At 58.5% G+C, this 23,010-nt stretch carries 20 protein-coding genes, 1 tRNA gene and 1 other RNA gene; 10 read left to right on the top strand and 12 right to left on the bottom strand.

The genetic code is table 11. The annotated features are described in order from the left end of the window. The first annotated feature begins 126 nt into the window (after positions 1-126). Positions 127-1,884 carry a CYTH and CHAD domain-containing protein gene (locus HMPREF1257_RS01355; protein ID WP_023023200.1) on the top strand — a complete coding sequence of 586 codons (1,758 nt, stop codon included), beginning with the start codon at positions 127-129 and terminating at the stop codon, positions 1,882-1,884. Positions 1,885-1,954: 70 nt separating this feature from the next. Here HMPREF1257_RS01355 and HMPREF1257_RS01350 read toward each other — a convergent pair whose 3' ends face one another. After that, positions 1,955-2,149, bottom strand: coding sequence for a hypothetical protein (locus HMPREF1257_RS01350; protein ID WP_023023202.1), 195 nt, complete (start codon positions 2,147-2,149; stop codon positions 1,955-1,957). A 252-nt stretch (positions 2,150-2,401) separates the two neighbouring features. Between HMPREF1257_RS01350 and HMPREF1257_RS01345 the strand changes: the two genes are divergently transcribed. Further along, positions 2,402-3,676: a galactokinase family protein gene (locus HMPREF1257_RS01345; RefSeq protein ID WP_023023204.1), complete on the top strand. Its 1,275-nt coding sequence runs from the start codon at positions 2,402-2,404 to the stop codon at positions 3,674-3,676. Positions 3,677-3,679: 3 nt separating this feature from the next. Here the strand turns inward: HMPREF1257_RS01345 and rnpB are convergent. The 4 genes from rnpB to HMPREF1257_RS01330 form a co-directional block, all read right to left on the bottom strand. Next, an RNA gene (gene rnpB / locus HMPREF1257_RS11605) (RNase P RNA component class A) lies at positions 3,680-4,133 on the bottom strand. Positions 4,134-4,148: 15 nt separating this feature from the next. Beyond that, on the bottom strand, positions 4,149-5,324 hold the full coding sequence (locus tag HMPREF1257_RS01340) for a bifunctional RNase H/acid phosphatase (protein WP_023023205.1): 1,176 nt from the start codon (positions 5,322-5,324) through the stop codon (positions 4,149-4,151). Then, positions 5,321-6,040, bottom strand: a complete 720-nt coding sequence (locus tag HMPREF1257_RS01335) for a zinc ribbon domain-containing protein (RefSeq protein WP_023023207.1) — start codon at positions 6,038-6,040, stop codon at positions 5,321-5,323. Before HMPREF1257_RS01335 ends, HMPREF1257_RS01340 begins: the two co-directional genes overlap by 4 nt. Continuing rightward, on the bottom strand, positions 6,041-7,183 hold the full coding sequence (locus HMPREF1257_RS01330) for a Nif3-like dinuclear metal center hexameric protein (RefSeq protein WP_023023208.1): 1,143 nt from the start codon (positions 7,181-7,183) through the stop codon (positions 6,041-6,043). It abuts the gene before it with no gap. 93 nt (positions 7,184-7,276) lie between these two features. On the opposite strand from HMPREF1257_RS01330, the gene HMPREF1257_RS01325 reads away from it, so the two are divergent. Together HMPREF1257_RS01325 and HMPREF1257_RS01320 are read left to right on the top strand one after the other, a co-directional pair. Then, positions 7,277-7,768, top strand: coding sequence for a low molecular weight protein-tyrosine-phosphatase (locus HMPREF1257_RS01325; RefSeq protein ID WP_023023210.1), 492 nt, complete (start codon positions 7,277-7,279; stop codon positions 7,766-7,768). A gap of 10 nt (positions 7,769-7,778) precedes the next feature. Then, entirely contained in the window at positions 7,779-8,720 is a 942-nt protein-coding gene (locus tag HMPREF1257_RS01320) for an SURF1 family protein (RefSeq protein ID WP_023023212.1), read from the top strand. Between the two features lie 5 nt (positions 8,721-8,725). On the opposite strand, the gene HMPREF1257_RS01315 is transcribed toward HMPREF1257_RS01320, so the two are convergent. Continuing rightward, positions 8,726-9,709, bottom strand: coding sequence for a hypothetical protein (locus tag HMPREF1257_RS01315; protein ID WP_023023214.1), 984 nt, complete (start codon positions 9,707-9,709; stop codon positions 8,726-8,728). A gap of 77 nt (positions 9,710-9,786) precedes the next feature. Between HMPREF1257_RS01315 and HMPREF1257_RS01310 the strand changes: the two genes are divergently transcribed. Next, complete coding sequence (locus HMPREF1257_RS01310; RefSeq protein WP_023023216.1) at positions 9,787-10,383, top strand: TetR/AcrR family transcriptional regulator; 597 nt, start codon at positions 9,787-9,789, stop codon at positions 10,381-10,383. 145 nt (positions 10,384-10,528) lie between these two features. Here the strand turns inward: HMPREF1257_RS01310 and HMPREF1257_RS01305 are convergent. Further along, positions 10,529-10,604, bottom strand: a tRNA-Val gene (locus HMPREF1257_RS01305). Between the two features lie 67 nt (positions 10,605-10,671). Continuing rightward, positions 10,672-11,070, bottom strand: a complete 399-nt coding sequence (locus HMPREF1257_RS01300) for a DUF3052 domain-containing protein (protein ID WP_023023218.1) — start codon at positions 11,068-11,070, stop codon at positions 10,672-10,674. 358 nt (positions 11,071-11,428) lie between these two features. Between HMPREF1257_RS01300 and aceE the strand changes: the two genes are divergently transcribed. From aceE to HMPREF1257_RS01285, 3 genes are all read left to right on the top strand, one after another. Continuing rightward, a complete protein-coding gene (gene aceE / locus HMPREF1257_RS01295) occupies positions 11,429-14,173 on the top strand; it encodes a pyruvate dehydrogenase (acetyl-transferring), homodimeric type (RefSeq protein ID WP_023023219.1) in 2,745 nt (914 codons plus the stop codon). Positions 14,174-14,334: 161 nt separating this feature from the next. Next, positions 14,335-14,634 carry an acyl carrier protein gene (locus tag HMPREF1257_RS01290; RefSeq protein WP_023023221.1) on the top strand — a complete coding sequence of 100 codons (300 nt, stop codon included), beginning with the start codon at positions 14,335-14,337 and terminating at the stop codon, positions 14,632-14,634. Next, a complete protein-coding gene (locus HMPREF1257_RS01285; protein WP_023023223.1) occupies positions 14,631-15,419 on the top strand; it encodes an HAD-IIA family hydrolase in 789 nt (262 codons plus the stop codon). Before HMPREF1257_RS01290 ends, HMPREF1257_RS01285 begins: the two co-directional genes overlap by 4 nt. A 77-nt stretch (positions 15,420-15,496) precedes the next feature. Here HMPREF1257_RS01285 and HMPREF1257_RS01280 read toward each other — a convergent pair whose 3' ends face one another. Further along, positions 15,497-15,913 carry a hypothetical protein gene (locus HMPREF1257_RS01280; protein WP_023023225.1) on the bottom strand — a complete coding sequence of 139 codons (417 nt, stop codon included), beginning with the start codon at positions 15,911-15,913 and terminating at the stop codon, positions 15,497-15,499. Between the two features lie 833 nt (positions 15,914-16,746). Next, positions 16,747-17,541 carry a serine hydrolase gene (locus HMPREF1257_RS01275; protein WP_023023230.1) on the bottom strand — a complete coding sequence of 265 codons (795 nt, stop codon included), beginning with the start codon at positions 17,539-17,541 and terminating at the stop codon, positions 16,747-16,749. 145 nt (positions 17,542-17,686) lie between these two features. On the opposite strand from HMPREF1257_RS01275, the gene HMPREF1257_RS01270 reads away from it, so the two are divergent. Next, positions 17,687-19,387, top strand: a complete 1,701-nt coding sequence (locus HMPREF1257_RS01270) for an alkaline phosphatase (RefSeq protein ID WP_232208502.1) — start codon at positions 17,687-17,689, stop codon at positions 19,385-19,387. Between the two features lie 125 nt (positions 19,388-19,512). Here the strand turns inward: HMPREF1257_RS01270 and HMPREF1257_RS01265 are convergent, their stop codons facing one another. Next, positions 19,513-20,601, bottom strand: a complete 1,089-nt coding sequence (locus HMPREF1257_RS01265) for an alkene reductase (RefSeq protein WP_023023234.1) — start codon at positions 20,599-20,601, stop codon at positions 19,513-19,515. 155 nt (positions 20,602-20,756) lie between these two features. Between HMPREF1257_RS01265 and HMPREF1257_RS01260 the strand changes: the two genes are divergently transcribed. Beyond that, positions 20,757-21,344 carry a hypothetical protein gene (locus HMPREF1257_RS01260; RefSeq protein WP_051138364.1) on the top strand — a complete coding sequence of 196 codons (588 nt, stop codon included), beginning with the start codon at positions 20,757-20,759 and terminating at the stop codon, positions 21,342-21,344. 3 nt (positions 21,345-21,347) lie between these two features. Here the strand turns inward: HMPREF1257_RS01260 and HMPREF1257_RS01255 are convergent, their stop codons facing one another. After that, positions 21,348-22,946, bottom strand: coding sequence for a mechanosensitive ion channel family protein (locus HMPREF1257_RS01255; protein ID WP_023023238.1), 1,599 nt, complete (start codon positions 22,944-22,946; stop codon positions 21,348-21,350). Positions 22,947-23,010 lie beyond the last annotated feature (64 nt).

Below are 23,010 nucleotides of genomic sequence, written 5' to 3'. Positions count from 1 at the left end.
TGGTGTCAGCGGTACATTTCTACCTGTGCGCACAGCAAACGCTGCGAAATTTTTCAGGCGCCTGCTGCGCGTCACGGGTAGGATCTCAGGTGAAATTAATTGTTGTAAAAGCTTAAGGGTATGTGAATGTCAACACAGACTTTTCTGGAAGTAGAAGCGAAATTCGCCGTAGCAGAATCGACTCAGCTGCCTGAACTCACTCGACTCAAATCAGTTGACCATATTGCAGAAACGCGCCACCACGCTCTATCTGCTATTTATTACGACACGGAAGATTTGCGCCTAACGCACGCCAAAATCACCTTGCGCCGCCGCACCGGCGGCAATGACGATGGCTGGCACATCAAGATCCCCAGCGAGGGCGGACGGACCGAGATTCATACCGAACTGGGAGAACCGGTAGACGGCAAATACGAGGTCCCCCAAGAGCTGGTACAGCAGGTGCGCTCCATCATTCGCCACAATGAATTAAACCCCATTGCGCAGGTGGATAATAACCGCACCGAGATGCTGCTGGCTGACGAGCACAATAATCCGGTCGCGGAATTCTGCGATGACCACGTTACCGCCTTTTCTTTCCTGCCCGGCGGGCAGCAGCAATCTTGGCGCGAATGGGAAGTGGAGCTTGCCGGTGATCTTCCAGGCACCGAAGAAGGAAGCCAGTTCATCCGCCGCGCTACTTCACTTCTCATCGGCGCTGGGGCTCGCGTTTCTTCGTCCCCGTCTAAGTTGAAGTCGGCCTTGGGAGATTCCTACAACAATGCTCCCCTGCCGCCCGCGCTCGTAACCCCGGATGTTGATGAGGATTCCCCGGCAGCAGCAGTGATTACAGCGCTGCAGGCCAACCGCGACAAACTGATTGATTACGATCCGCGCGTTCGCCGCGATGAGTGGGACTCGGTGCACCAAATGCGCGTGGCTACCCGCGAGCTGCGCAGCCACCTACAAACTTTTCATGGCATCGTCGTCGGCCCGCAGATTGAAAAAATCGAAGCCGACCTCAAAGAGCTGGCCGGTATTTTGGGCGTAGCCCGCGATGCAGAGGTCGTAGAAGAGCGCTGGCAAGAGCTCCTGGAGTCCGAGGATTCCGATACCTTGGATGCCGCCACCCGCGAACACATCTCCCGCGATATGGGTACCGCCTACCGGCGGGCGCACCGCAGGGTTATCGCCGCGCTAAATTCTGAGGAATACCTCGAATTGCTCGAGTCCCTCGACCGCCTTTTGGCGGATCCCCCTACGGCCGGCTCTCAATCCGCAGAAGATGCCGACGGTGATGACGTTTCCACTGCCGTGGACGCGACTGCGCAAGCGTCCGAGGATGCAACCGATAATTCAGCCGAAGAATCTGCGGAAGCGCATACCGCAGAGGAAGAATCGGCCGCTGAAAAGAAGACGGAAGAACCGTCTAGCGCTGGCGAAGCGGAGGCCGAGGACGTCGATGCCGTAATGGCACGCCATCTAGAAAAGGCCTATAAGAAGCTGGTCAAGCGGCATAAGAAGGCCGTGGAGAACTGGGATAACGCGGAGCTTTCGCTGCACGAGCGCGAGGATTATTTCCACGATATGCGCAAGGCTGCCAAGAAACTGCGTTACGCAGCAGAGGCGGCCGGTTCAGCAACGAAGCTAAAGACCAAGCGCCTGTACAAGGCCTGCAAAAAGATGCAATCGGTCTTGGGGGATTTCCAAGACTCGGTCACCTCGCGGGATAAATTGCTAGAACTGGCCCACAATGCGCACCGCCGCGGAGAAGATACCTTCGGTTACGGCCTGCTATACCAGCGCGAACGCTCCATCGGCCTCGCCGCCTTGGATGATTACAACGAATCTTTCAAGGACATCAAGGCCGCGTTTAAGCCGCTGCGCAAGAAGCTGAAGAAGTAGTGCTGCAGCGGCACCAGATGTGCCGCGTTAGGCCGCTTTAGTCACTGTCAGGTGATGGTTGGGAAATTAACTAGTCCCAGCCATCATCTTCTTTATCTGCGGCATCGGCTGCCTTGGTGCGGGCGCGCGCGATTTCTATGGCGTGCTCGGCCTCTTCGCGGGTGTCATAGGGGCCCATGCGGTTTTCCCAGCCGGATACTTTGCCCTTGCTGACTTCCTTGGTGGAGGGGTCGTAATACCATTTCTCATCTGCTGTAGTCGCCACGGTAGTCCCTTTCGTCTATATACTCTGGGCAGCACGTGTGCGCCGCCTGTTTGTGGTTGGTGCCCACACTACCCATGCACGAAAACACGTGCCCGCTAGAATATGAGGGCAGTATTTCTTTTGATGCCTCTCCCTGCTCTCTTAAGCAGAGCAAGGGAGCCGCTTTATCGGCTACTTTGTCCATGGCGCTAGCCCGCGCCACGTAGCCACGTGATTTTTATCCGCCGAATTGGAAAAGGAGCTTGTGCCTTCATGCCACTGTGGTCGACGCCTAAGTCCCCTATTACTGAGCGCGTTGCACAACGACACGCCACTATCGTGGGAACGGAGCCCACCCATGTCGCCAGCGCGCCCGCGACCTGGCCACTTATTGGTGAGCATATCGATCATTACGGAGGCATCGTCGCCGCAAGCTTGTCGGATCTCCGCGCAGCAGCGGCCGTCAGTTCGCGCACGGATGGCATCGTTTCCGTCCACTACGTGCCGGCTTGTGGGGAGCCTGCGCACGATTCTATTGGCCTCCAGGAGGTGGCTGTGCTCGCCGCGGCGCAACAACCCACGACGGACTCAGAAGGCCAACCGGTCATTCCTCCCGCACCAGAGGGTGGGCTGGCTGCGCGCATCGGCGGCATCGTGCACACCATGGTGAACCGCCAGTTGCTCTCCCGGGAAACGGCTGGGGCGGATATCACTATTGTGAGCGATATCCCTGCCGATATCGGCTTAGGCGCTGCATCGGCGGCGGATGTTGCCGTTGCGCTTGCCTTAATGGGTCCAGCCGAAAACCTCGACGCACCTTTGCGCGTGCGCGTTGCGGATGTCTGCACCCAAGCGGTGACCACCTTTGCTCATAAGCCCGCCCTTCGCGCGCGCCACACGGCCGCGCTGCGCAGCAGTGGTGACGGCGTGTGCATCATCGACTATGCCGATGGCTCGGTCACCCACGCGCCCCATGTGGTGGGCCAGGATGTGGTGGCCTTTGCCGTGGCGGTGCCCGAGGACAATTCGCAAGAGCAAGCGCAGGCAATTAGTGACATCCGCCAGCGCCAGCAGTTTATTGATGATGCCTGCCATTCCTTCGGCACGGAGTCGCTGCGCTTATTGCCCGATGCGCAGCAGCGCGTAGTGGAGTGGCTCAAGGCGGTACACAAGGTCTACGGCGAAGAGGGCCGGCCCAGCATCAATGCGGCCACCGAGTGGATGGCATTTTATGAGGAAGAGACCACCCGTGTGGAGCACTTTGTGCGCTACCTACGCTCGCACCGCCGCAATGAGCTCTTCCCCATTGTGTTGCAATCGCAGGCCTCGCTGACCAATATTTATGGCTTCGATTCCGCAGAAAAGCTGGCGGAGCTGGTCACGGTCCGCGGCGGGGTGGCCGCGCGCTCGGCGCACGCGGGACTTTCTAGCGCCGTTATTGCTTATGTCCCCAGCAACCGCGCGGAAAACTTCGCGGCGGACTTGGCAGAGGATGGTTTTCTGCTTGTGAAACTGGCCGCTGGCGAGCCAGCCAAGGTAGAAGATTAAGCGCGAATGAGCCGGCCTATAAGCCGGATTCTGTCTAACCGCGTTGCCCCAGCAAGTGGGGCACCGCGCGGCGAACATCCATCTAGACCAACCGTTGCCAGTTAGTTCCAGCAGCTACCTTCAGGCTCGAGCGAGCAGCCTTAAAACGCCTGATCGGGCCCTGCAACGTGGCAGGGCCGTGATGCCTTGCTCCCGGTGGGGTTTACCCAGCCACCGCCATCGCTGACGGTGCTGGTGCGCTCTTAACGCACCGTTTCACCCTTACCTTGTGGCCCCTACTTGGGTCGAAACGCAAGTGAAGGCACAAGGCGGTCTACTTTCTGTTGCACTTGCCCGCGGGTCACCCCGGGTTGCCGTTAGCAACCACCGTGCTCTGTGGAGTCCGGACTTTCCTCGGCGCCCACGTTGCAGCATCAACGCTGCCCGTTTGCGGCGACGCGATCGCCCGGCCGGCTCATTCGCGCTACTTAGTCTAGCGCAGCCCCTCTAGGTGTCCCACATCGTTGAATCCATGCACCATAGAGCCGCCGTCCCAGAACTCGACATCTGATAGCGCCGCCAGATCCAAAAACAGGTGTTGGAAGGTGGCCGGGCCCGCGTTCAGGGCCTGGCAGAGGAAGGATTTGATGGGGTTGACGTGGCTGACAATCAGCACCGTCTTGCCGCTATAGCGCCGCTGCAATTCCTTGCGGGCAGCACGCACGCGACGGTTGACGGCCTGCAGCGATTCCCCGCCGGGGCACGGTGTAGCGGCATCGTGCAGCCATTGCTCGTGTATCTCTGGGTCGCGCTGGTGCGCTTCGGCCGCGGTCTTTCCTTCCCACTCGCCAAAGTCCACCTCGATCAGGCCGTCTTCGGTCACCACGTCGATATCGCGGCCATGCGCGACGGCGGCCGCTGTTTCCTGACAGCGCTTCAGCGGCGAGGACACGATGGCGTCGATGGTGGTACCGGCAAGGGCTTGCGCGGCGGCGAGCGCCTGCTTTTTGCCCAGTTCAGTAAGCTCCGGATTGGCGCGCCCTGAGTATTGCTTGTTGGCAGACATTTCGGTTTGGCCATGACGCAGCAGGATAAAGCGGGTCTTATCGCCGCGCTCGCCCAGCCAGTCAGAAGGGTGCGGCGCGGAGGTATCCCACTCCTGGTTGTCCTCGGCAGGCGTAGGCTCACCCGGCGCGGCATCGGACGAAGGCTCGGCGGCAGGCGCATCGGTTTCGCTCTTGACGATGCCCACCTTATGCCCCGCCGCAGCCGCGTCCATCGCGTCATTGGATAGCGCATCCGCCACCTTATTTTTTGCGCGCGGAACCCACTCCAGGCTGAAGGAAGAAAACCCGTCGATATGCGTGCGGGCCTCAAGGGCCAGCTTTTGCATATCCGGGTGCTTGATTTTCCAGCGTCCATTGATCTGTTCCACGACGAGCTTGGAGTCCATATAGAACTCCACCTCGCTGGCACCTAGCTCGGAGGCGGCCTCGAGCCCGCGCAATAAGCCGTGGTATTCGGCCACATTATTGGTGGCCTCAGTGCCAACCACATAGACGATTTCGCGCAGGGTGGTCGTGCCATCCGCGGCATAAACCACAGTGCCTGAACCGGCTACTCCGGGATTGCCGCGCGAGCCACCATCGGCGTAGATAATGACCTTCATGATGCCAGGCGCACCAGGTAGGAACCGCAGTCGGTGCATTGCGGAAGCTCATCGGCAGGCGCATTGCGCACGGCGTTCTTATCGGCGGGCGGCAAGACGATGAAACAGCCGCCGCAGGCCCGGTTGGCCTTAAACTGCGCGGCGCCAACACCGTTTTCTTGCCGCTGCGCGTCGTATTCCTCCAAAACATCGGAAGGCAGCTGTTCGCGCAAATCCGCGATGCGCACGGCGGGATCGGGCTGGTTATCCGCAGCCTCTTGCGCGGCGTCTGCGGCGCGGCGCAGCATTTCTAGCTTGCGTTCAGAATCTGAGACGCGCGCACCGTGCACGTCCAGGTTGGAGCGCAGCGCGTGAATTTCGTTGTGAGCTTCTTGCAGCTCACTCATCAGATCGGCGATGCGGGACTTCGTGGCGTAGAGATCGTGCTCGATGTCCTTGCGCTTTTCGGTATCCAACTCGGCGCCAAGCTGGCCCTTGTCATCGCGTTCGCGCCTGCGCAGCTTACGCTCATCGGCCTGGATGCGCAGGATTTCATTTTCCATGTCATCGACTGCCATTTGTGCGGAACCGGAGGCATCGAGCAAGCGCTTGTGTTCCTGCTGTGCCTTGTCATACTCGACCTTTTCTGGCAGCTCTTTATCCCCGCCAATGCCTTGCGAGCGTTCCAGGTTGGCCAATTCCAGCAGTACCGGTTGTAGTTCTTGCGATAGTTTCACTTATGACTCCTTTGGGTGCGCGGAGATAGTCCACGGATCAGTTCGCAGGCTAATAATTTCCGTATCTAGTTCTAATGCTGCTTCTACGATATCGCTTGCTTGCGCCGTCCAAGGAAACTCGCTGGCCCAGTGGGCCGTATCGATGACGGCTGGTCCCCCGGCGCGCAGATGCTCGTCCACCGGGTGGTGGCGCAAATCGGAGGTGACGTACACATCGACGCCCAGCTTCGCCGCAGCCCCCAGGAAGGAATCCCCAGCGCCGGACGATACCGCCACTGTGCGCACCTTTTGCTCTGGGTCACCCGCGGCTCGGATGCCCCACGCGGTTTCGGGCAGGGCGTTGGCCACCTGTTGCGTAAACTCCCGCAGGGTCATCTCGCGGGGCAGCTCGCCCACGCGCCCGAGCCCCAGTGCGGTATCAAGATCGCCGCTTCCGGCCGTTTCCACGATGTCATAGGCGGGCACCTCATACGGGTGCGCCGCGTGCAGCGCCGCAATCAACGTGGACCGCAACGAGGCGGGAGCCACGAATTCCACCCGTACCTCGTCGCCGCGGTGCAGCTTGCCGATGCTCCCTTCAACCGGATCCGCGCCCTCCTCCGGCTGGAATTGGCCTGCGCCCGCGATATCGAATGAGCAGTGGGAGTAGGCGCCGATGTGGCCCGCGCCGGCATCGAAAAGCGCCTGCTTTACCTGCTCCACGCTGCCGGTAGGGATATGCACCCCCCACTTATCAATGGCGTCTGGAGCCTCCGGCACGATGGGCCGACCTGGGGTAATGCCAACGAGTTCCGCCAACTTATCGTTAACCCCGGGGCGAGCCTTATCTGCGTTGGTGTGGGCGGCAAAAAGCGCCACCCCATTTTTAATCAAGGTATGAACAACCTTGCCCTTAGGGGTATCGGCCGCCACGGATTCCACGCCGCGCAGTAGCAGCGGGTGGTGGACTACCAACATATCCGCGCCGAGCTCAACCGCGCGGTCCGCTACCTCTTGGGTGCAATCTAAAGCAAAGGCGACGGTACGCACCTCGTCTGCGGGGTCGCCGCAAATAAGGCCTACGGCATCCCACTTTTCGGCCAAATGGGGCGGGTAAGCCTTGTCCAAAACGCGGCGCACATCGCCCACTCGCACAGCAGACATGGCGATACTCCTTTATGCTCGATTCTTGTAAATTACGCTAGTGCTATATCCTGTCTCCCGCACTACAGTACTATCTGCGCAAAGGGTTTTCGCATGACTGAATCTTCTTCTCACTCGGGTCTCTACCTCGTCTTTGTGTGCACCGGCAATATTTGCCGGTCGCCCATGGCTGAAATCATCGTGCGCGATGAAATGGAAGATGACATGCTCGATCTCCTAGCCACGGTGGATTCCTGCGGGCTCGGTGGTTGGCACGTGGGGCAAGGCGCCGATGAGCGGGCCGTGGCGGAGCTGCGCCGCGCCGGACACGATGGGGCATCCCACCGCGCATCCAAATTGGGCGAGGAACACATGGACGCTGACCTATTCATCGCGATGGATTCCGGACACTATGATTCGCTCATCGATCTAGGTATCGATCCTGCCAAGGTCCGTCTGATGCGCAGCTTCGATCCCAATTCCCCGGAAGGCGCAGAGGTCGCCGACCCCTACTACGGCACCGAAGAAGACTTCGAAACCGCGCGCAAGAATATCGAAGCCGCGGTCCCCGGCCTGCTGGATTGGATTCGCGAGAACCGCGACTAGACTTGGGGGCATGCTAAAGACGTTCCTCAAGCCTGGCTGGGTGCTCATGCTGCTTTTCGTGGTGGCATTTTCTTACTTGGCCTTTAGTGTCCTTGCCCCATGGCAATTGGGAAAGGACGATGACATTGTGGAGCGCAATGAAAACATCACCCACGCCTATGAGGCCGATCCGCAGCCGATTGACCAGGTCGTGGACGCTGACGGCGCCATTTCCGGTGATGAATGGTCCCGCACCACGCTCAAGGGGCACTACCTGCCCGAGGATGAGGTGCTGCTCCGCCTGCGCCCCGCAGGTTCCGGCCCGTCCTATCAGTCCTTGGTGCCTTTCCGCACCGATGCGGGTTTGACCATGCTGATTAACCGCGGTTGGGTCAGCGCCGAGGAGGGCAATGCGGTGCCGGATATTCCGCCCGCCCCTTCCGGAGAGATAACCATTACCGGCATGGTGCGCTCGAATGAGGCCGAGCACCAGACCGCCCCCATCACGCAGGAGGGCTACCAGCAGGTCTACTCCATCCACACCGAGCAAGTGGGCTCGCTTATCGGTGCCGACTTAGGCCAAGACTACATCCAGCTCTCCGAGGACCAGCCGGGCGTGCTCAACGCAATGCCCATTCCGCAGCTCGACCGCGGCAACCACCTTTCCTACGGCTACCAGTGGATCGCCTTTGGTATCATGGCCCCGCTGGGGTTGGGCTATTTTATCTGGTCCGAAATCCGCGAGCGCCGCCGCCTGCGCGAAGAAGAAGCCGCCATGCAGACCCTCGACGCGGATGCGGAATCGCTTGCCGATGCCCCCACGTCCAGCTCCTCCGTCAACGACGAACCTGGCACCGACACCGCTACGGATGCTGCACCTCACGCCGCCGCGCTGCGCAACCGCTCCCGCTACGGCGATTCCAAGCCGGATCACTATGCCAAGCTGAAAAAGCGCCGCCGCGAGCGCTACTAACTTTCCTAGCCCGCCTGACCTGCTTTCGATTCTGTAGTGCTGGCAGACCGGTCCCACATGAGTAATGCGAAACCTACTGCGATCCAGAGCGCGAATACCCACCACGCGTGTCCCACGCCCTGGCCATCAAAATAGGACAAAGAACGAACAAGGTACCCCGTTGCACCAATGGGCATCCACTGCCCCAAGGTAGCCCAGCCATCAGGAAGCAACCAAGGTCCGGTGGCCAAGCCCGAAAGTGGATTACCTAGGAAAATGGTGAGCACCGCACCAATTCCTACACCTGCAGTACCGATCACCGCAGCTAGGCCTGCCGTGAGCAATGAGGTGGAAAGAATACCCAGGGCGATGGCCAACCATTCCATACCGAATTTGCCAATTAACGTGCCGTACACGGTGTGCAGCATCCACGTCGCAACGAGCGATCCCCCTGCTGCTATGCCAACGAGTACTACAAACTTGACCCACTTTCGGCGGCGGAAAACAAAGGTGGCGATGACTGCGGAAACGATGCCGCCAAAGGCCAAAGGCAGCCCTAGCAGCCCAATGCCATTAGCTTGCGGGTCTTCTTCCGATGTCGGTGCAAGGTCTTCGGTAGCAACCTCCATGCCTTGCGCCTCGAATGACTTACCCAATTGGTTCACCATCTCTGTGTAGGCAGCACCGTTGCCAGAAGCGGTATAGGTTTGTGCTCCCGATGGGGTGATAACCAGACCGCCTACGACGTCTCGGTTTTCAATCGCATCGCGCACATCGGCATCGGATTCATAAACCCTTAAATCGGGTCCGCCCTCGCCTGCTTTATCGGTCATGTGCTTAACCATCTGCTCGGGCCCGGCCACAGCAATGGGCACGCCTTGCGGTCCGGAAGAAAAGTTGGGAGCAAGGAACGCAAATAGCATTAGCCCGATAATGACTGGTACCCCAATCACGGCGGCAACGATTTTTACGGTCGTGTTTTGCCGCCTGCGAGTCGCAGTAGAACTCATGACAATCCCCTTATCTGGAACAGTGTATTTCAGTTACTTAAATAAAACATAGTGTTCCATTTGTTAAGATGTCAACCATGAGACAAGATGCAGCCAATAATCGTGCGGCGATAGTCACCGCCACCAGGCAACTACTCACCACTGAGGGGCCTGGTATTTCCATGCGGACCATTGCGAAAGCCGCTTCAGTGGGTGTGGCCACGGCCACCCGGCACTTCCCCGAGCGCATCGAACTCCTCGATGCAGTAAGCGCGCAAGCATCGGCCGATATCGCCGCAATCATCGAAGCCCACAGTGGGGAATTTGCTAGCGATGCACGTACCGCGTGGCGCACCACCGTCCATTCCATAGGAACTTTGCAGCTAGCAACCCTTGCCCAAGCAATATATGAAGATGCCATGCGCGATCCGGAAACCCGGAAACAAAAGGACCGGATCATTGATAAGCGCGCCCAGGAATTAACCGGCATTTACGACAAACTGCTAATCCCCGCTAAAAAGGCACACCTATGCCCGGAAAGCCTCAATGCGCTGGATTTTCACATGGGCCTTGGGATAATCACCCGCCCCATCCCGATAGAGCCCAAGCCCTCACTCGCCCCTGACGCACTTACTCCACGGCTCATAGACCTCATGCTTGATGGGCTGGAGGCACAAGCCGAGGCCGACATTTGACCCTGAAAGCCCATTCATCGAGGCTGCACACCGGAAACAACACATTTTGCCGTTTAGGCTGCAGCCTTCCCCCATCCATGAATCCCCACACAACGAAAAAGTCTCGAGCCACCGTTCTAGGAACGATGTCTCGAGACTTGAAAAATGGTGCGGCCTGAGGGGATCGAACCCCCGACCTATTGGGTGTAAACCAATTGCTCTTCCAGCTGAGCTAAAGCCGCATGCGCCCTTGCGCTGTTATGTACAGTAGCGCAGGATTGTGAAGCTACACAAATCAGCTGGTGAGGGCTATTTTTTGGTGTATCCGCGCGGTACCAGGCAGGAACCCTGCCACTCGCCAAATCGCTCAGCTTTGGTCTGCACCAAGCCGGCCAGCTGTGCGGATTCAGAAATGAGACCAGGCTCCACGGTGCCGGGCTTGCCAGCGCCTGGGGTCAGCAACCACACGGATCCGTTATCCGCGAGGGGACGGCTGGCATCCACCAGGCCGTCCACGAGGTCACCGTCTTCCTCGCGCCACCAAAGAAGGACTACATCGCACAGCTCATCATTTTCCTCTTCGAGGAAATCCTCACCGAGTACGGCTTCGATAGATTCAGAGATTGTGGTGTCACAATCCTCGTCCCAACCAAGCTCTAGAGCGATTTGCCCTTCCTTGATTCCGAGCTTGACTGCAGCGTCAGCCACTATGCATTTCCTTCCTCATTCGGTGAATTCTTGCTCACGCCCAGCCCGTGCTTGGCAGGGAGGACGTGTGTTATTACATGTAGTTTAACGTCCCAGGGCGTCTTTTACTTGCTATAGCACCCCTTTCCCCCAATTTGCAGGCCCTTTTCTGCTCACACCGGCGTCTGTTTTGTGGGACAACTAGCGCCGTTTAGGGGCCTACTACCCACGTTTGCACGCGGGGTTGGGGCAGCAAACCGCAGGTGGTAGGGGGTGCATCGGAAAGCGCCGCGTTTTAGACGGCCTAGACTCCCACTCGCGATCTGGGAACGCGTATCGTAGGAGATAAACTCTGCAGACCCTTAATTAGGAGGTTTACATGGCCGAGAAGGACCCTGCCAAGGGCGATTCCAACTTCCCGCTTATCCGCGATGGTGTTGCATCGTACCTTCACGACAGCGACCCAGAAGAAACTCGCGAGTGGATGGATTCCCTCGATGGTCTGCTGGACCATTCTGACCAAGAACGCGCACGTTACCTGATGCTGCGCCTTCTAGAGCGCGCCACCGCCAAGCGCGTGGAGCTCCCCTCGTTGACGTCGACGGACTTCGTCAACACCATCCCCACCAACATGGAGCCGGAATTTCCTGGCGATGAAGAACTAGAAAAGCGCTACCGCCGTTGGATCCGCTGGAACGCTGCCATCATGGTGCACCGTGCGCAGCGCCCCGGCATCGGCGTTGGTGGCCACATCTCCACCTATGCGGGTGCGGCCCCGCTGTACGAAGTCGGCCTCAACCACTTCTTCAAGGGTAAGGACGATCCTTCAGGCGGCGACCAGGTCTTCTTCCAAGGCCACGCCTCCCCGGGCATGTACGCCCGCGCCTACATGGAAGGCCGCCTCTCTGAGGAAGACCTCGATGGCTTCCGCCAGGAAGTCTCCCTTGGCGAAGGCAAGGGTCTGCCCTCCTATCCGCACCCGCGCCTGATGCCATGGTTCTGGGAGTTTCCCACCGTGTCCATGGGTCTTGGTCCAATTAACGCCATTTACCAGGCACGCTTTAATAAGTACTTGGAAACCCGCGGCATCAAGGACACCTCCAAGCAGCACGTTTGGGCCTTCTTGGGCGATGGCGAAATGGACGAGCCAGAATCCCGCGGCCTGCTGCAAACCGCTGCTCTGTACGAGCTGGATAACCTCACCTTCGTGGTTAACTGCAACCTGCAGCGCCTCGACGGCCCCGTACGTGGTAATACCCAGATCATCCAGGAGCTGGAGTCCTTCTTCCGTGGCGCCGGCTGGGATGTCATCAAGGTCATTTGGGGCCGCGGCTGGGACAAGCTGCTGGAAAAGGACACCGAAGGTGCCCTCGTCAACGTCATGAACACCACCTCTGATGGTGACTACCAGACCTTCAAGGCCAATGACGGCGCTTATGTGCGCGAGCACTTCTTCGGCCGCGATGAGCGCACCGCAAAGCTGGTAGAAGACGTCTCCGATGACGAAATTTGGGCACTGCGCCGCGGCGGCCACGACTACCGAAAGGTCTACGCAGCGTATGCCCGCGCCTTGGAGAACAAGGGCTCCGGCAAGCCGACCGTCATCTTGGCCCACACCATTAAGGGCTACGGCTTGGGCCACAACTTCGAGGGCCGCAATGCTACCCACCAGATGAAGAAGCTGACGCTGGAGGATCTCAAGAACTTCCGCGATAAGCAAGAGATCCCCTTCACTGATGAAGAGCTGGAAAAGGATCCTTACCTGCCGCCGTACTACCACCCGGGTAAGGATTCCCCGGAGATCAAGTACATGTTGGAGCGCCGTAAAGAGCTTGGCGGCTTCCTGCCAGAGCGCCGCACGGACTTCACCCCGCTGGAAGCACCTGCCTTGGACAAGCTGCGCTCCGTACGCAAGGGCTCCGGAAAGCAGGAAGTCGCTACCACCATGGCCTTGGTGCGCACCTTCAAGGAAGTCATGCGCAATAAGGAACTGGGCAAGCGCGTCGTCCCCATCATCCCGGATGAGGCCCGCACCTTCGGTATGGACTCCTGGTTCCCCACCATGAAGATCTGGAACCCCCGCGGCCAGAACTATGTGCCGGTGGACCACGATCTGATGTTGTCCTACCGCGAGGCCACCGATGGCCAGATCCTGCACGAGGGCATTTCTGAGGCCGGTGCTGCGGCATCCTTTACCGCCGCAGCTACCTCCTATGCCACCCAGGGTGAGGCCATGATCCCGCTGTACATCTTCTACTCGATGTTCGGCTTCCAGCGCACTGGCGATGCCTTCTGGGCCGCCGGCGACCAAATGGGCCGCGGTTTTATCATCGGTGCTACCGCCGGCCGCACCACCCTGACCGGTGAGGGACTGCAGCACATGGACGGCCACTCCCCTGTCCTGGCAGCCACCAACCCAGCGGTCATTTCTTATGACCCAGCCTTCGGCTTCGAGGTCGCACACCTGGTAGCGCGCGGTATCGAGCGCATGTACGGCGAGGACAACGAGCCGGTCATGTACTACCTCACCGTGTACAACGAGCCGGTCCACCAGCCGGCCGAGCCGGAGAACTTGGACGTGGAAGGCCTGCACAAGGGTATCTACCACTTCAATACCGCCGAGAATGGCTCCACCCCGGCCAATATCCTGGCATCGGGGGTTGGCGTGCACGAAGCTCTTCGCGCACAGAAGATGCTGGCTGAGGATTACGATGTCAAGGCTTCGCTGTTCTCCGTGACCTCTTGGAACGAGCTGGCCCGTGACGGTGCCCGCCGCAATAAGGAAGCGCTGCGCAAAGGCGAAGAGCCCACCGAGGCATTTGCTACCTCCCAGCTCAAGGACTTCGAGGGCCCATTTGTTGGTGTCTCGGATTTCACCACCGAGTTGCAGGAGCAGATTCGCCCCTACGTCCCAGGTACCTACATCACCTTGGGCGCAGACGGCTTCGGCTTCTCCGATACGCGCGAGGGTGCCCGCCGCTTCTTCAACAACGATGCGGAATCCATCGTCGTCGCCGTGCTCGATGGTCTTGCCCGCGAAGGCAAGATTGAGCGTTCCGTCGTAGAAAAGGCGGCCTCCGAGCTGAGGTTGGATGACCCAACTGCACCTAATAGCGGCGAGTAATATCGCCCTCCCCTCCGCAATGGAGATGTAACTCAGGCGCTTCCGGCTTAATGCTGGGAGCGCCTGAATATTTTGCCCAATTCCCCCCATTACGTTGTTAGCAGTTCCGCTTGTCCTTATTTCTCCTATGCCACGCACCAATCGCTACTACACTAGTCACTATGGCAAATGACCTCAGTGCCCAATTGCAGGCAAAGTTTCAGGGTTCTGACCCGGATAAGGACCAAGACCCAGATCGGGATACGCTGGGCGAGCTCATCGCCCTCATCATCAAAGTCACCGGTACCGAGGCTGAACTTGGCAAAGACACCGCGCTTTCCGATGTCGGCGTTGAATCCCTAGAGCTTATAGAGCTCACCGTGCGTGCAGAAGAGCTCTTTAAGGTGCGACTTACTGAGGAAACAATGCTTAACTGCGAGACCATCGGCGATATCGCTGACTATTTGGAGGACCACCAATGATTTCTTACCTATCCGATATGGACGGCGTGCTCATCAGGGAAGGGGAAATGATCCCCGGCGCCGACAAATTCATTCAGACGCTGAAAGATAACGATATTGAGTACATGGTGCTGACCAATAACTCCATGTCCACCCCACGTGACTTGGCGGCGCGGCTGCGCAATACCGGACTGGATATTCCGGCCGAGCGCATCTGGACCTCCGCCACGGCGACGGCAAATTTCTTGGCCACCCAGGCCAGCTCCAGCAAGGCCTACGTCGTGGGAGAGTCCGGCCTGACCACCGCGCTGCACGAGGCCGGTTGGATTCTTACCAACGATGACGCCGACTTCGTGGTCCTTGGTGAAACCCGCACCTACTCCTTTGAGGCGATTACCACCGCTATCAACCTCATCCGCAATGGCGCCCGCTTCATTGCCACCAACCCGGACGTTACGGGGCCTGCTCCCGAAGGCGTGCTCCCAGCAACCGGCGCGGTAGCAGCATTGATCACCGCCGCTACCCACCGCGAGCCCTATTACGTGGGAAAGCCCAACCCTGTCATGATGCGCTCGGCCCTCAATCACATCGGCGCGCACTCTGAAAACACCATCATGATTGGTGACCGCATGGATACCGATGTCAAGGCGGGCCTAGAGGCTGGTATGCGCTCCATTTTGGTACGCTCCGGCATTTCCGATGACCGCGAGATCTCCCGCTACCCGTATCGCCCGACCGCCGTGTTTAAGTCGGTTGCGGAGATTCCCGAAAAGATCATGGATCCTTTCGCCGACGACGAATCCTAAACGGCACCCCGCCGCACGACCTAGCTCGTGCGGCTTAGCTCATTTTGGCCGCGCTCGAGCCGAGTCGCTCGAGCGTCTTAGCTAAAACGCACGGTGGCGCTAAAGCCATAGCGCTGCGCAAGGTAGCACACCGCGCTCTCGAGCGCGGCAAGCTCCGCCTCGGTTCCGGTAAGCACCTGGTGGCAGCCAATACCGATGCCGGAATCAATCCCCGGCCCCGTGGCTTCACCACGCACGAGTGCCTCCATAAAGATCTCATCGCGATACCACCGAGTGCACCACTGGGCGGTCAGCGGGTCATCGCCTGGGACGATGAACTCCGATTCAGTGCGAATGCACCGATCCATGGCGCGCTCTACCTCCGGGCGCAGCGCACGCGGCATCCCAGAAATTTTCAGCACACCAGTAACCACGACGGCCGCACCATTGCGGCTGGGCCACGTGTAGTTAGAGGCCGGTTGATCAACCGGCACTGTATTGACGCAAATATTCATAGCCGATATCTCCCTCGACAAATCACCACTGCGATCCACACGCGTGGCGTGCGGCGCAGTGAAAGACGAGCTTCGTCTTCCCCAACGAACTGTCTTTTGCGTCTGCACCCAATTTTCCTGCGCCACACTGCCCTCTACAACCCTCAACTTTCACTTCAACCCCCAACTTCTAAACCTCAACCCAAAGTCCAGACTGTGATTAAAGTGACTAAAGAAATTAAATTTACAACAGTGAAATTTGTGAGGTTTGCCCCCTTTAACTGATTGTCTGAAGCGGGTTTCCGACAGGAGCCGCCTACAAGGCAGATACCAGCAGAAACACTCGCCTATTAGCACTCATCCCCTAAAACCTCGGCCGGAAACTACCCCAATCCCCCTAGGGGCAAAACTCTCCAAAAGTCCCGCGCGGTAAAACCGCAGCGGGGGTAGCCAGCCCCCGCACCCCGTTCCCACACCCCGCTTTATAGAAATAAACGGACGACCCGCGGGCGGAAGGTCGATATAACTTTATTTTGGGCTAAGAAACAGTTTGACACGGTACTCGCACCCTGCTTATACTGAGATAAATTCAAACAATCCGGTTTGAATTCTCCCTACCAAAAGGAACCCCCTATGTTTGATCTTTCTTCTGCTCTCGGATTCCAGATTCTCTCCCTCGTTGACGGCATCTTCACCCAGTTCGCCATGTTCCTCGAAGGCCTTGGTCTGCAGGTGTTCTAAACAGAGCAGCATTAAGCCCCCCACTCCTAAGCCCCCCACTCCTAAGCCCCCACTCCACTGGAATGGGGAGCTTTTCCCGTTTTCCCATTAAGGGAAATCTGCGAAGTAGCCTCCTACAGTGCCTGCCAGATCTTCGTATTGGTTTCATTCCACAGCGGCTTTGCCCAATCGCCAAAATCTCGGTCCGTTAATGCCACCATGGCGTAGTCGTCGGCCAGCCAGAGGTAGGTTCCGGACATGCCGAAGTGCCCGGTGGCATCGGCAGGCAGGGCTCCCATCCAGTGGTCTTTCTCACCGCGGATCTCAAATCCAAGCCCCCAGGTGCAATCCTTAAAGCTCCCGTAACCGGGCACGATGCCGCGCAAACCAGCAAAGTGAACGCGGCGCATATCGGCCACGGTGCTGGGGTGCAAGAGCTGCGAGTCCTGGACCTCGGCAGCAAATGCAGCGAGATCCTCCACAGTAGACACCAAGCCGTGTCCAGCCGAGCCCTCCAAGCGGGTGGAGGACATTCCAAGCGGCTCGCACACGCCTTCGCGCAGGTACTCCGCAAACTCGATGCCAGTGGCTTCTTCAACGATCTCTGCGGCCCATTCATAACCGGCAGAGGAATAGATGCGCCGCTCTCCCACTGGTTTTTGTTGTTCACGCGAATCGAACTTCACGCCCGAGGCGTGTGCGAGCAAATGCTCGAGGGTAGAACCTTCCGGACCGGCGGGCTGCTTCAAATCCACCGCACCTTCTTCCACTGCCATCATCACCGCGTACGCCGACACCAGCTTGGTAACTGAGGCAACCGGAAATTGGCGCGATGTATCTCCTACCGTGTCTATCATCTCACCGCTGTGGATCAATGCTCCGGCCACGGTATCTACGGGCCATTGATTTATCTGCTGCAACTCGCTCATGTCTTCCAGCCTACTGTGCTCTAGACCTCTGAATAAGGCGTGCCGATCGGTGCGGAGGTAAACCCGTGGTTACTGATAGAGGAATTTCTGGTGTAATGCGGTCTGAGCGGTTGCAGGCCCTTTCTATCTAAGAAAACTTATGAGTATGACTAGCAGAAACCACAGCCCGCAAACAGAGATGTCACATGTCAACCGCCGCAAATTCCTCCAAACCAGCGGCACAGTCGGCGCCGCCCTCGCGCTGACCACTACTGCCAGCACGGCCAACGCCAGCACTGCTCATGCACAAAGCAGCCTCTCCTCGCGCCCAGAACCACACATGGTAGAGCCCACGCTCGGTGAACGCCCCTTCCTGCACGGGGTAGCCTCGGGGGATCCCATTCCTGATTCCGTTGTTTTGTGGACACGCGTGACACCAGATGCGGATGCGATGCCTGGCTCCGGTGCGGGCGCGCCTACCACCGTGGAATGGGAGATCGCGCGGGATGAGGAGTTTAGGGACATCGTCAAGCGCGGCGAGGTCACCACCGATCCCGCTCAAGACCACACCGTCCACGTGGATCCTCACGGCCTCGAACCAGACAGCGTGTATTACTTCCGCTTTCATGCCCAAGATAAGTTCTCCCCAGTGGGTCGCACCAAAACCGCGCCGGCGGTAACGGCATCCCCAGGGGAGCTAACCTTCGGTGTAGCCAGCTGTGCCAACTGGGAGTCCGGTTTCTTTCAAGCCTATGGCGATATCGCACAGCGCGGACGAGCCGGGCAACTAGATTATATGGTCTTTCTGGGAGACTATATTTACGAATACCCACAGCGCGAGTACGCCGGTTTTGGTCCAGTGCGTCTGCACCACCCCGCGCACGAGATTACGACGCTGGAAGATTATCGCACGCGCCTTGGCCGCTACCGCACCGATGAAAATCTCCAAGCGGCACATGCTGCTCTGCCGTGGATCGCGGTCTGGGATGACCACGAAACCGCAGATAATTCTTGGAGGGACGGCGCCAAAAACCACACGGAGGGAAAGGAAGGCGCTTGGCTCGATCGTCGCAACGCCGCGATGCAGGCCTACTTTGAATGGATGCCGGTACGGGCAAGCAACCCTTCCAATGATGGACATCTCTACCGATGCTTGACCTTTGGCGATCTCGTGGAACTGACCATGATGGATCTGCGCACGTACCGCGATAAACAGGTGCTCTTTGGACCCGCCAGGATGTCCGCAGAGGGGCGAAGCATGCTCGGTTCGGAGCAGTACGACTGGCTGGTGAACAAGATCGATACCTCCGCCGCCGCGTGGAATATGCTGGGCAACTCCGTCATGTTCTCCCCCATGAACCTGGCTACCCTGCAGCGCGACGACAAGCTGGCACCCGTATCGTCCTCGCTGTCGTCCAATATCACCGGCATTCCTGTCAATGGCGACCAATGGGATGGATACTCGGCAGAACGCCGGATGCTTATCGATGCCCTTGCGAAGCACGACTCTCACGCCCTCTTTGTTACCGGCGATATCCACTCCGAATGGGCGCATAATATCAGCAAGGACGGGCACATCTTCGGGGCCGAATTGGTGTGCTCATCTGTCTCCGCGCCCAATGTCAACGAACAGCTTCACCTTCCCGAGGACAACGAGCTTTCCAAGCTGGCAGAGCGCTTCCTTTTGGAGGCAAACCCCCATACACGCCACGTAAACCTCGATCACCACGGATATAGCTACGTCACCATCCGCCCTGATTCTGCGGAAATGCACTGGCTGCGCGTTGAGGATCTCCTCAATCCCGCCGCAGCAGTAAACGAAGCCGTCACGCTGACATGGCGCCCGGATGAGGGCTTTAGTTCATAATATTTAGCGGGCAGTTGTTAACGCTCGCTGGGTGCACGTTCGATATAGAGAGTGAAAGATCCTCTCTGGGATATTTCACTCTCTATCACTCGCGCTCTCACCCCCTACCTGCCGCGGACTACGCGTTAGTCCGCGGCAGTTTCATAATCAATGTAGCCGCGCTCGCCGCCGACGTAGAACGTAGCCTGATCTGGCTCATTAAGAGCCAGACCTTCTTCCCACCGGCGTACCAAATCCGGGTTAGCGATGAGCTGACGACCCACGACAACGGCATCCACGTGGTCCAAATCCAGCTCGCGCTCGGCATCTTCCTTAGTGGTGACAGTGCCGAAACCATCATTCATCAAGACCTTGGTTTCGCCATTGGCACGAGCCTTCTTTGCCAAGGCCGTGATGAGCTCGCCTTCAGGCTCGGCGTGCAGGAACGAGACATAAGCCAGGTTCAGCGGGGCAATGGCGTCCAAAAGGCCGCCGTAGGTGGCCAGCATATCCGCCTCGTCATCTTCAACAATGCCTTGTACAACGTGGGCTGGGGAGAAGCGCACGCCCACGCGGTCAGCACCAATTTCATCTACGACAGCACGAATGACCATCTCAGGCAGGCGCCACCGGTTTTCTGGGCTGCCACCAAATTCATCGTCGCGCTGGTTGGCAGACGGAGCCATGAATTCGTGCAGCAGGTAGCCATTCGCATTGTGAATCTCTACACCATCAACGCCCGCGTCGACGGCCCGGCGTGCGGCAGCGCGGAATTCCTCAACGATGCGCGGAAGCTCATCAACCTCTAGTGCGCGCGGCACCGGTGCATCCATCTTGCCGGCGAAGCCTCGAACCTGGCCGTCCCAATCCAAGGCGCTGGGGGCTTCTGCTTGGGCGCCATCAATGAGATCCGGGTGGCTGGTGCGGCCGCCGTGCATGATCTGCATGAACAGCACGCCGCCCTTGTCATGTACTTCGTCAGCTACCTCGCGCCAACCAGCGGCTTGCTCGTCATCGACGATGCCCGCCTGACCAGGGAACGCGCGGTTGGTCCATGCGGGGAAGGTTCCCTCCGTCACGACGAGACCGGCGCTAGCGCGCTGGGAATAATACTTTTTGTGTAGCTCGCTGGGTACACCGCTGTGACCTGCACGCTGACGCGTCAGCGGCGCCATGGTCACGCGGTTGTTCAACGTATAACGGCCAAGTTCCAAAGGTGTAAATAATGATGTCATGTCTACTGAAACAGCCCGTGGTTTAAATTTGTTCCACCTTTTGCCGCATTTCCTATAAGTCCGCAGCTAGATGCTGGTTTGAATGCTAAAGTTTTCACCGTTCACACCGTCGATTCCTACCAGTTTTTATGATGATGAAACGCCACTCTTCCTTAATGCTTGCCGCCTTGTCCCTTACCGTGCTGAGCGCCTGCGGTACCTCCAATGATTCCGATTCTGCCGATCCCGAACCCGCTTTTGTTCCCAGCGAGGCTTCCACGGCTCCTACGACCGTGACGGAAACCATGGAGAATTCTCAAGACTCCACCGAGGAAAAAGGCGATAAAGAAGGCGCCGAGCATGGCGATGCCGCCTCCAATGATGACGCTCCCCCAGCTGGAAATCACACGATTTACGCTGGGAAAATTGGCGGCGACTGCGGATATACCGACCAGGGAGACACCATCGAAGCCGGCGAGCATACATCCTGCGAATTTACCGGTGCTATTTTCGATGAAGCGATCAAGCACTCCTATCCATTCCGGCAGTCCGATCCGAAGGCCAACGGCGCGTATAGCACCGAGATTTCCGTCGCCAGCCCCACCACCGGTAAGACCTATGATCTTCACTGTTTTATTGGATCAGATGGTCGCGCACTCATATGCGGAAAAGACGGAGACAATAGCTTAAGAGTCACCTACCAAGACGAGAAGAACGATCGCCGTTGGCCCGACCGCCTCGAGGTATACGGCGGTTTGCACTAGCGTCTAGTGGGGTTCTGAAGGAATCGCGGTCTGTTGGCTATTTGCCGCCCCGCTATTTCCGTCTGCTCCCGAGTCTCCATCTCCATTCCCTTGGCCATCGCCAGAATCGCCGTTCGAGTCAGCGGGCCCGTCTTGATTGCTGCCGTGCCCGTCGCCGGAATTCGGAGTGGAATTGGGGTCCTGGCTGGGGTAACTAGGAACGGTCGGCGTATTGGTGGTCGTCGGTGTTGACTCAGCATCCGTCGGCTCGGTTGGGGTGCCGGTAGTAAGAGGGTCTTCCGAGGGCACATTCTCTTCAGATTCCGTCGGCGCCTCGGAAGAAGATTGCGTATCCCTTTCCTTCCAATACTCTGGCGATAGCCAACCTGCATCCGCGTCCTCTGGGTTGCTTGCCGCGAGGATGAGCAGCCCAACGACGAGAAGGGCCGCCACAAGGCCTGTGGTGGAGGCGCGCACGCGCCCGCCGATGGTGGCGATCTTCTGGAATCGCGTATTTGTCTGAATCGAGCGCCAGATCTTCCGGCGCGATGTCGCCTCGTCTTCTGCGGCATCTTCGCCCGCTTCATCCGTGACTGCCTGCTCATCGAGCTTGGTCTCAGCAAGCTCAACTTCCTCTGGGGCCAGTTCCTCTTCCACCGTGGGGTCATCCACTGGCGTATTGGGGCGGGATCCTTCCCCGGCATCCAAGGCGTCCTTGGCCGATTGCGCCGCGGCATGCTTTGGTTCTGCCGAATGCTTCTTTTTCTGTTCCTGCAGCTCATCAAAGTCGATGGCGGAACCGTAGTGGTCCCAGAATTCCGAAAGCAACGCCGAGCGGATAGCGCGCTCCACGGACCACTGGCGGGCGGGATTCACAGTCACCATGATGCGGTAGCCCACCTGCCACGGCTGACCGGCAACCTGCGGGCTGACCAATTGCGTAGCGGGAAGAACCGTGAGCTCGCCGGCGACATCGACAGAGATATCTGGGGCTTCAATAGCGTGCTCCGAAATCTCTTTGACGCGGCTCGTAATCTCCGGCAAGGATTCGCCCTCGTGCACGGGGACGTTGATATTAACCACCGCACGGGACCATTCCTTGGAATAGTTGGTCACCACACCGGCAGAACTATTGGGGATAGTCACCAGCTCACCAGTTGGGGTGCGCACCTTCGTGGTGCGCAGGGTCAGCGTCACCACATCGCCTTCCACCCCAGGAATGCCAGCAAAGGAGACGTAGTCACCCACGCCGAATTGCTTTTCCGTGAGGATGAAAAATCCGGAGAGGAAATCCGAAATCACGGACTGGGCACCGAAACCAACCGCCGCGGAAACTATCGTCGCAGGCACCGCAGCACCCAGCGCCGGAACGCCGAGGTTAGTCAGCGCGGCGGCGACCAATAGGAAGTACGCAACCGCCTGGACGATGTAGACCAATGCTCCGGTCAGCGCCAGCCGTGCCTTCGTGGACTCTTCTTGCTCATCCAAATTATGTTCAATGATCCGGATGGCTAGGCGGCCCATGCGGGGCAGAAGAATGCCGATTATCACAAATGCGATGAGCGGCAAGCCATGGTCAACAATGAGGCCCCACAGCTCAAAAAAGTAATACCTCAAATTCATGGTTCAAGGATATGGCACCTAGCTGAAAAATTGATGCCAGTTTTCTACCAGGAATCCGGACTCA

Source organism: Corynebacterium sp. KPL1814, assembly GCF_000478175.1.
In the GTDB taxonomy this organism is placed as follows: Bacteria; Actinomycetota; Actinomycetes; order Mycobacteriales; family Mycobacteriaceae; genus Corynebacterium.
This window is presented reverse-complemented; position numbering and strand designations above follow the sequence as displayed.

What these genes read in the sequence shown, in the direction of transcription:
- HMPREF1257_RS01275 (WP_023023230.1), bottom strand. Translation starts at nt 17,541, where the DNA reads ATGAGCGAGTTGCAGCAGATAAATCAATGGCCCGTAGATACCGTGGCC.
- HMPREF1257_RS01270 (WP_232208502.1), top strand. Translation starts at nt 17,687, where the DNA reads ATGACTAGCAGAAACCACAGCCCGCAAACAGAGATGTCACATGTCAAC.
- HMPREF1257_RS01345 (WP_023023204.1), top strand. Translation starts at nt 2,402, where the DNA reads ATGCCACTGTGGTCGACGCCTAAGTCCCCTATTACTGAGCGCGTTGCA.
- HMPREF1257_RS01325 (WP_023023210.1), top strand. Translation starts at nt 7,277, where the DNA reads ATGACTGAATCTTCTTCTCACTCGGGTCTCTACCTCGTCTTTGTGTGC.
- HMPREF1257_RS01355 (WP_023023200.1), top strand. Translation starts at nt 127, where the DNA reads ATGTCAACACAGACTTTTCTGGAAGTAGAAGCGAAATTCGCCGTAGCA.
- HMPREF1257_RS01330 (WP_023023208.1), bottom strand. Translation starts at nt 7,183, where the DNA reads ATGTCTGCTGTGCGAGTGGGCGATGTGCGCCGCGTTTTGGACAAGGCT.
- HMPREF1257_RS01340 (WP_023023205.1), bottom strand. Translation starts at nt 5,324, where the DNA reads ATGAAGGTCATTATCTACGCCGATGGTGGCTCGCGCGGCAATCCCGGA.
- HMPREF1257_RS01260 (WP_051138364.1), top strand. Translation starts at nt 20,757, where the DNA reads ATGCTTGCCGCCTTGTCCCTTACCGTGCTGAGCGCCTGCGGTACCTCC.
- HMPREF1257_RS01315 (WP_023023214.1), bottom strand. Translation starts at nt 9,709, where the DNA reads ATGAGTTCTACTGCGACTCGCAGGCGGCAAAACACGACCGTAAAAATC.
- aceE (WP_023023219.1), top strand. Translation starts at nt 11,429, where the DNA reads ATGGCCGAGAAGGACCCTGCCAAGGGCGATTCCAACTTCCCGCTTATC.
- HMPREF1257_RS01290 (WP_023023221.1), top strand. Translation starts at nt 14,335, where the DNA reads ATGGCAAATGACCTCAGTGCCCAATTGCAGGCAAAGTTTCAGGGTTCT.
- HMPREF1257_RS01255 (WP_023023238.1), bottom strand. Translation starts at nt 22,946, where the DNA reads ATGAATTTGAGGTATTACTTTTTTGAGCTGTGGGGCCTCATTGTTGAC.
- HMPREF1257_RS01280 (WP_023023225.1), bottom strand. Translation starts at nt 15,913, where the DNA reads ATGAATATTTGCGTCAATACAGTGCCGGTTGATCAACCGGCCTCTAAC.
- HMPREF1257_RS01320 (WP_023023212.1), top strand. Translation starts at nt 7,779, where the DNA reads ATGCTAAAGACGTTCCTCAAGCCTGGCTGGGTGCTCATGCTGCTTTTC.
- HMPREF1257_RS01285 (WP_023023223.1), top strand. Translation starts at nt 14,631, where the DNA reads ATGATTTCTTACCTATCCGATATGGACGGCGTGCTCATCAGGGAAGGG.
- HMPREF1257_RS01310 (WP_023023216.1), top strand. Translation starts at nt 9,787, where the DNA reads ATGAGACAAGATGCAGCCAATAATCGTGCGGCGATAGTCACCGCCACC.
- HMPREF1257_RS01265 (WP_023023234.1), bottom strand. Translation starts at nt 20,601, where the DNA reads ATGACATCATTATTTACACCTTTGGAACTTGGCCGTTATACGTTGAAC.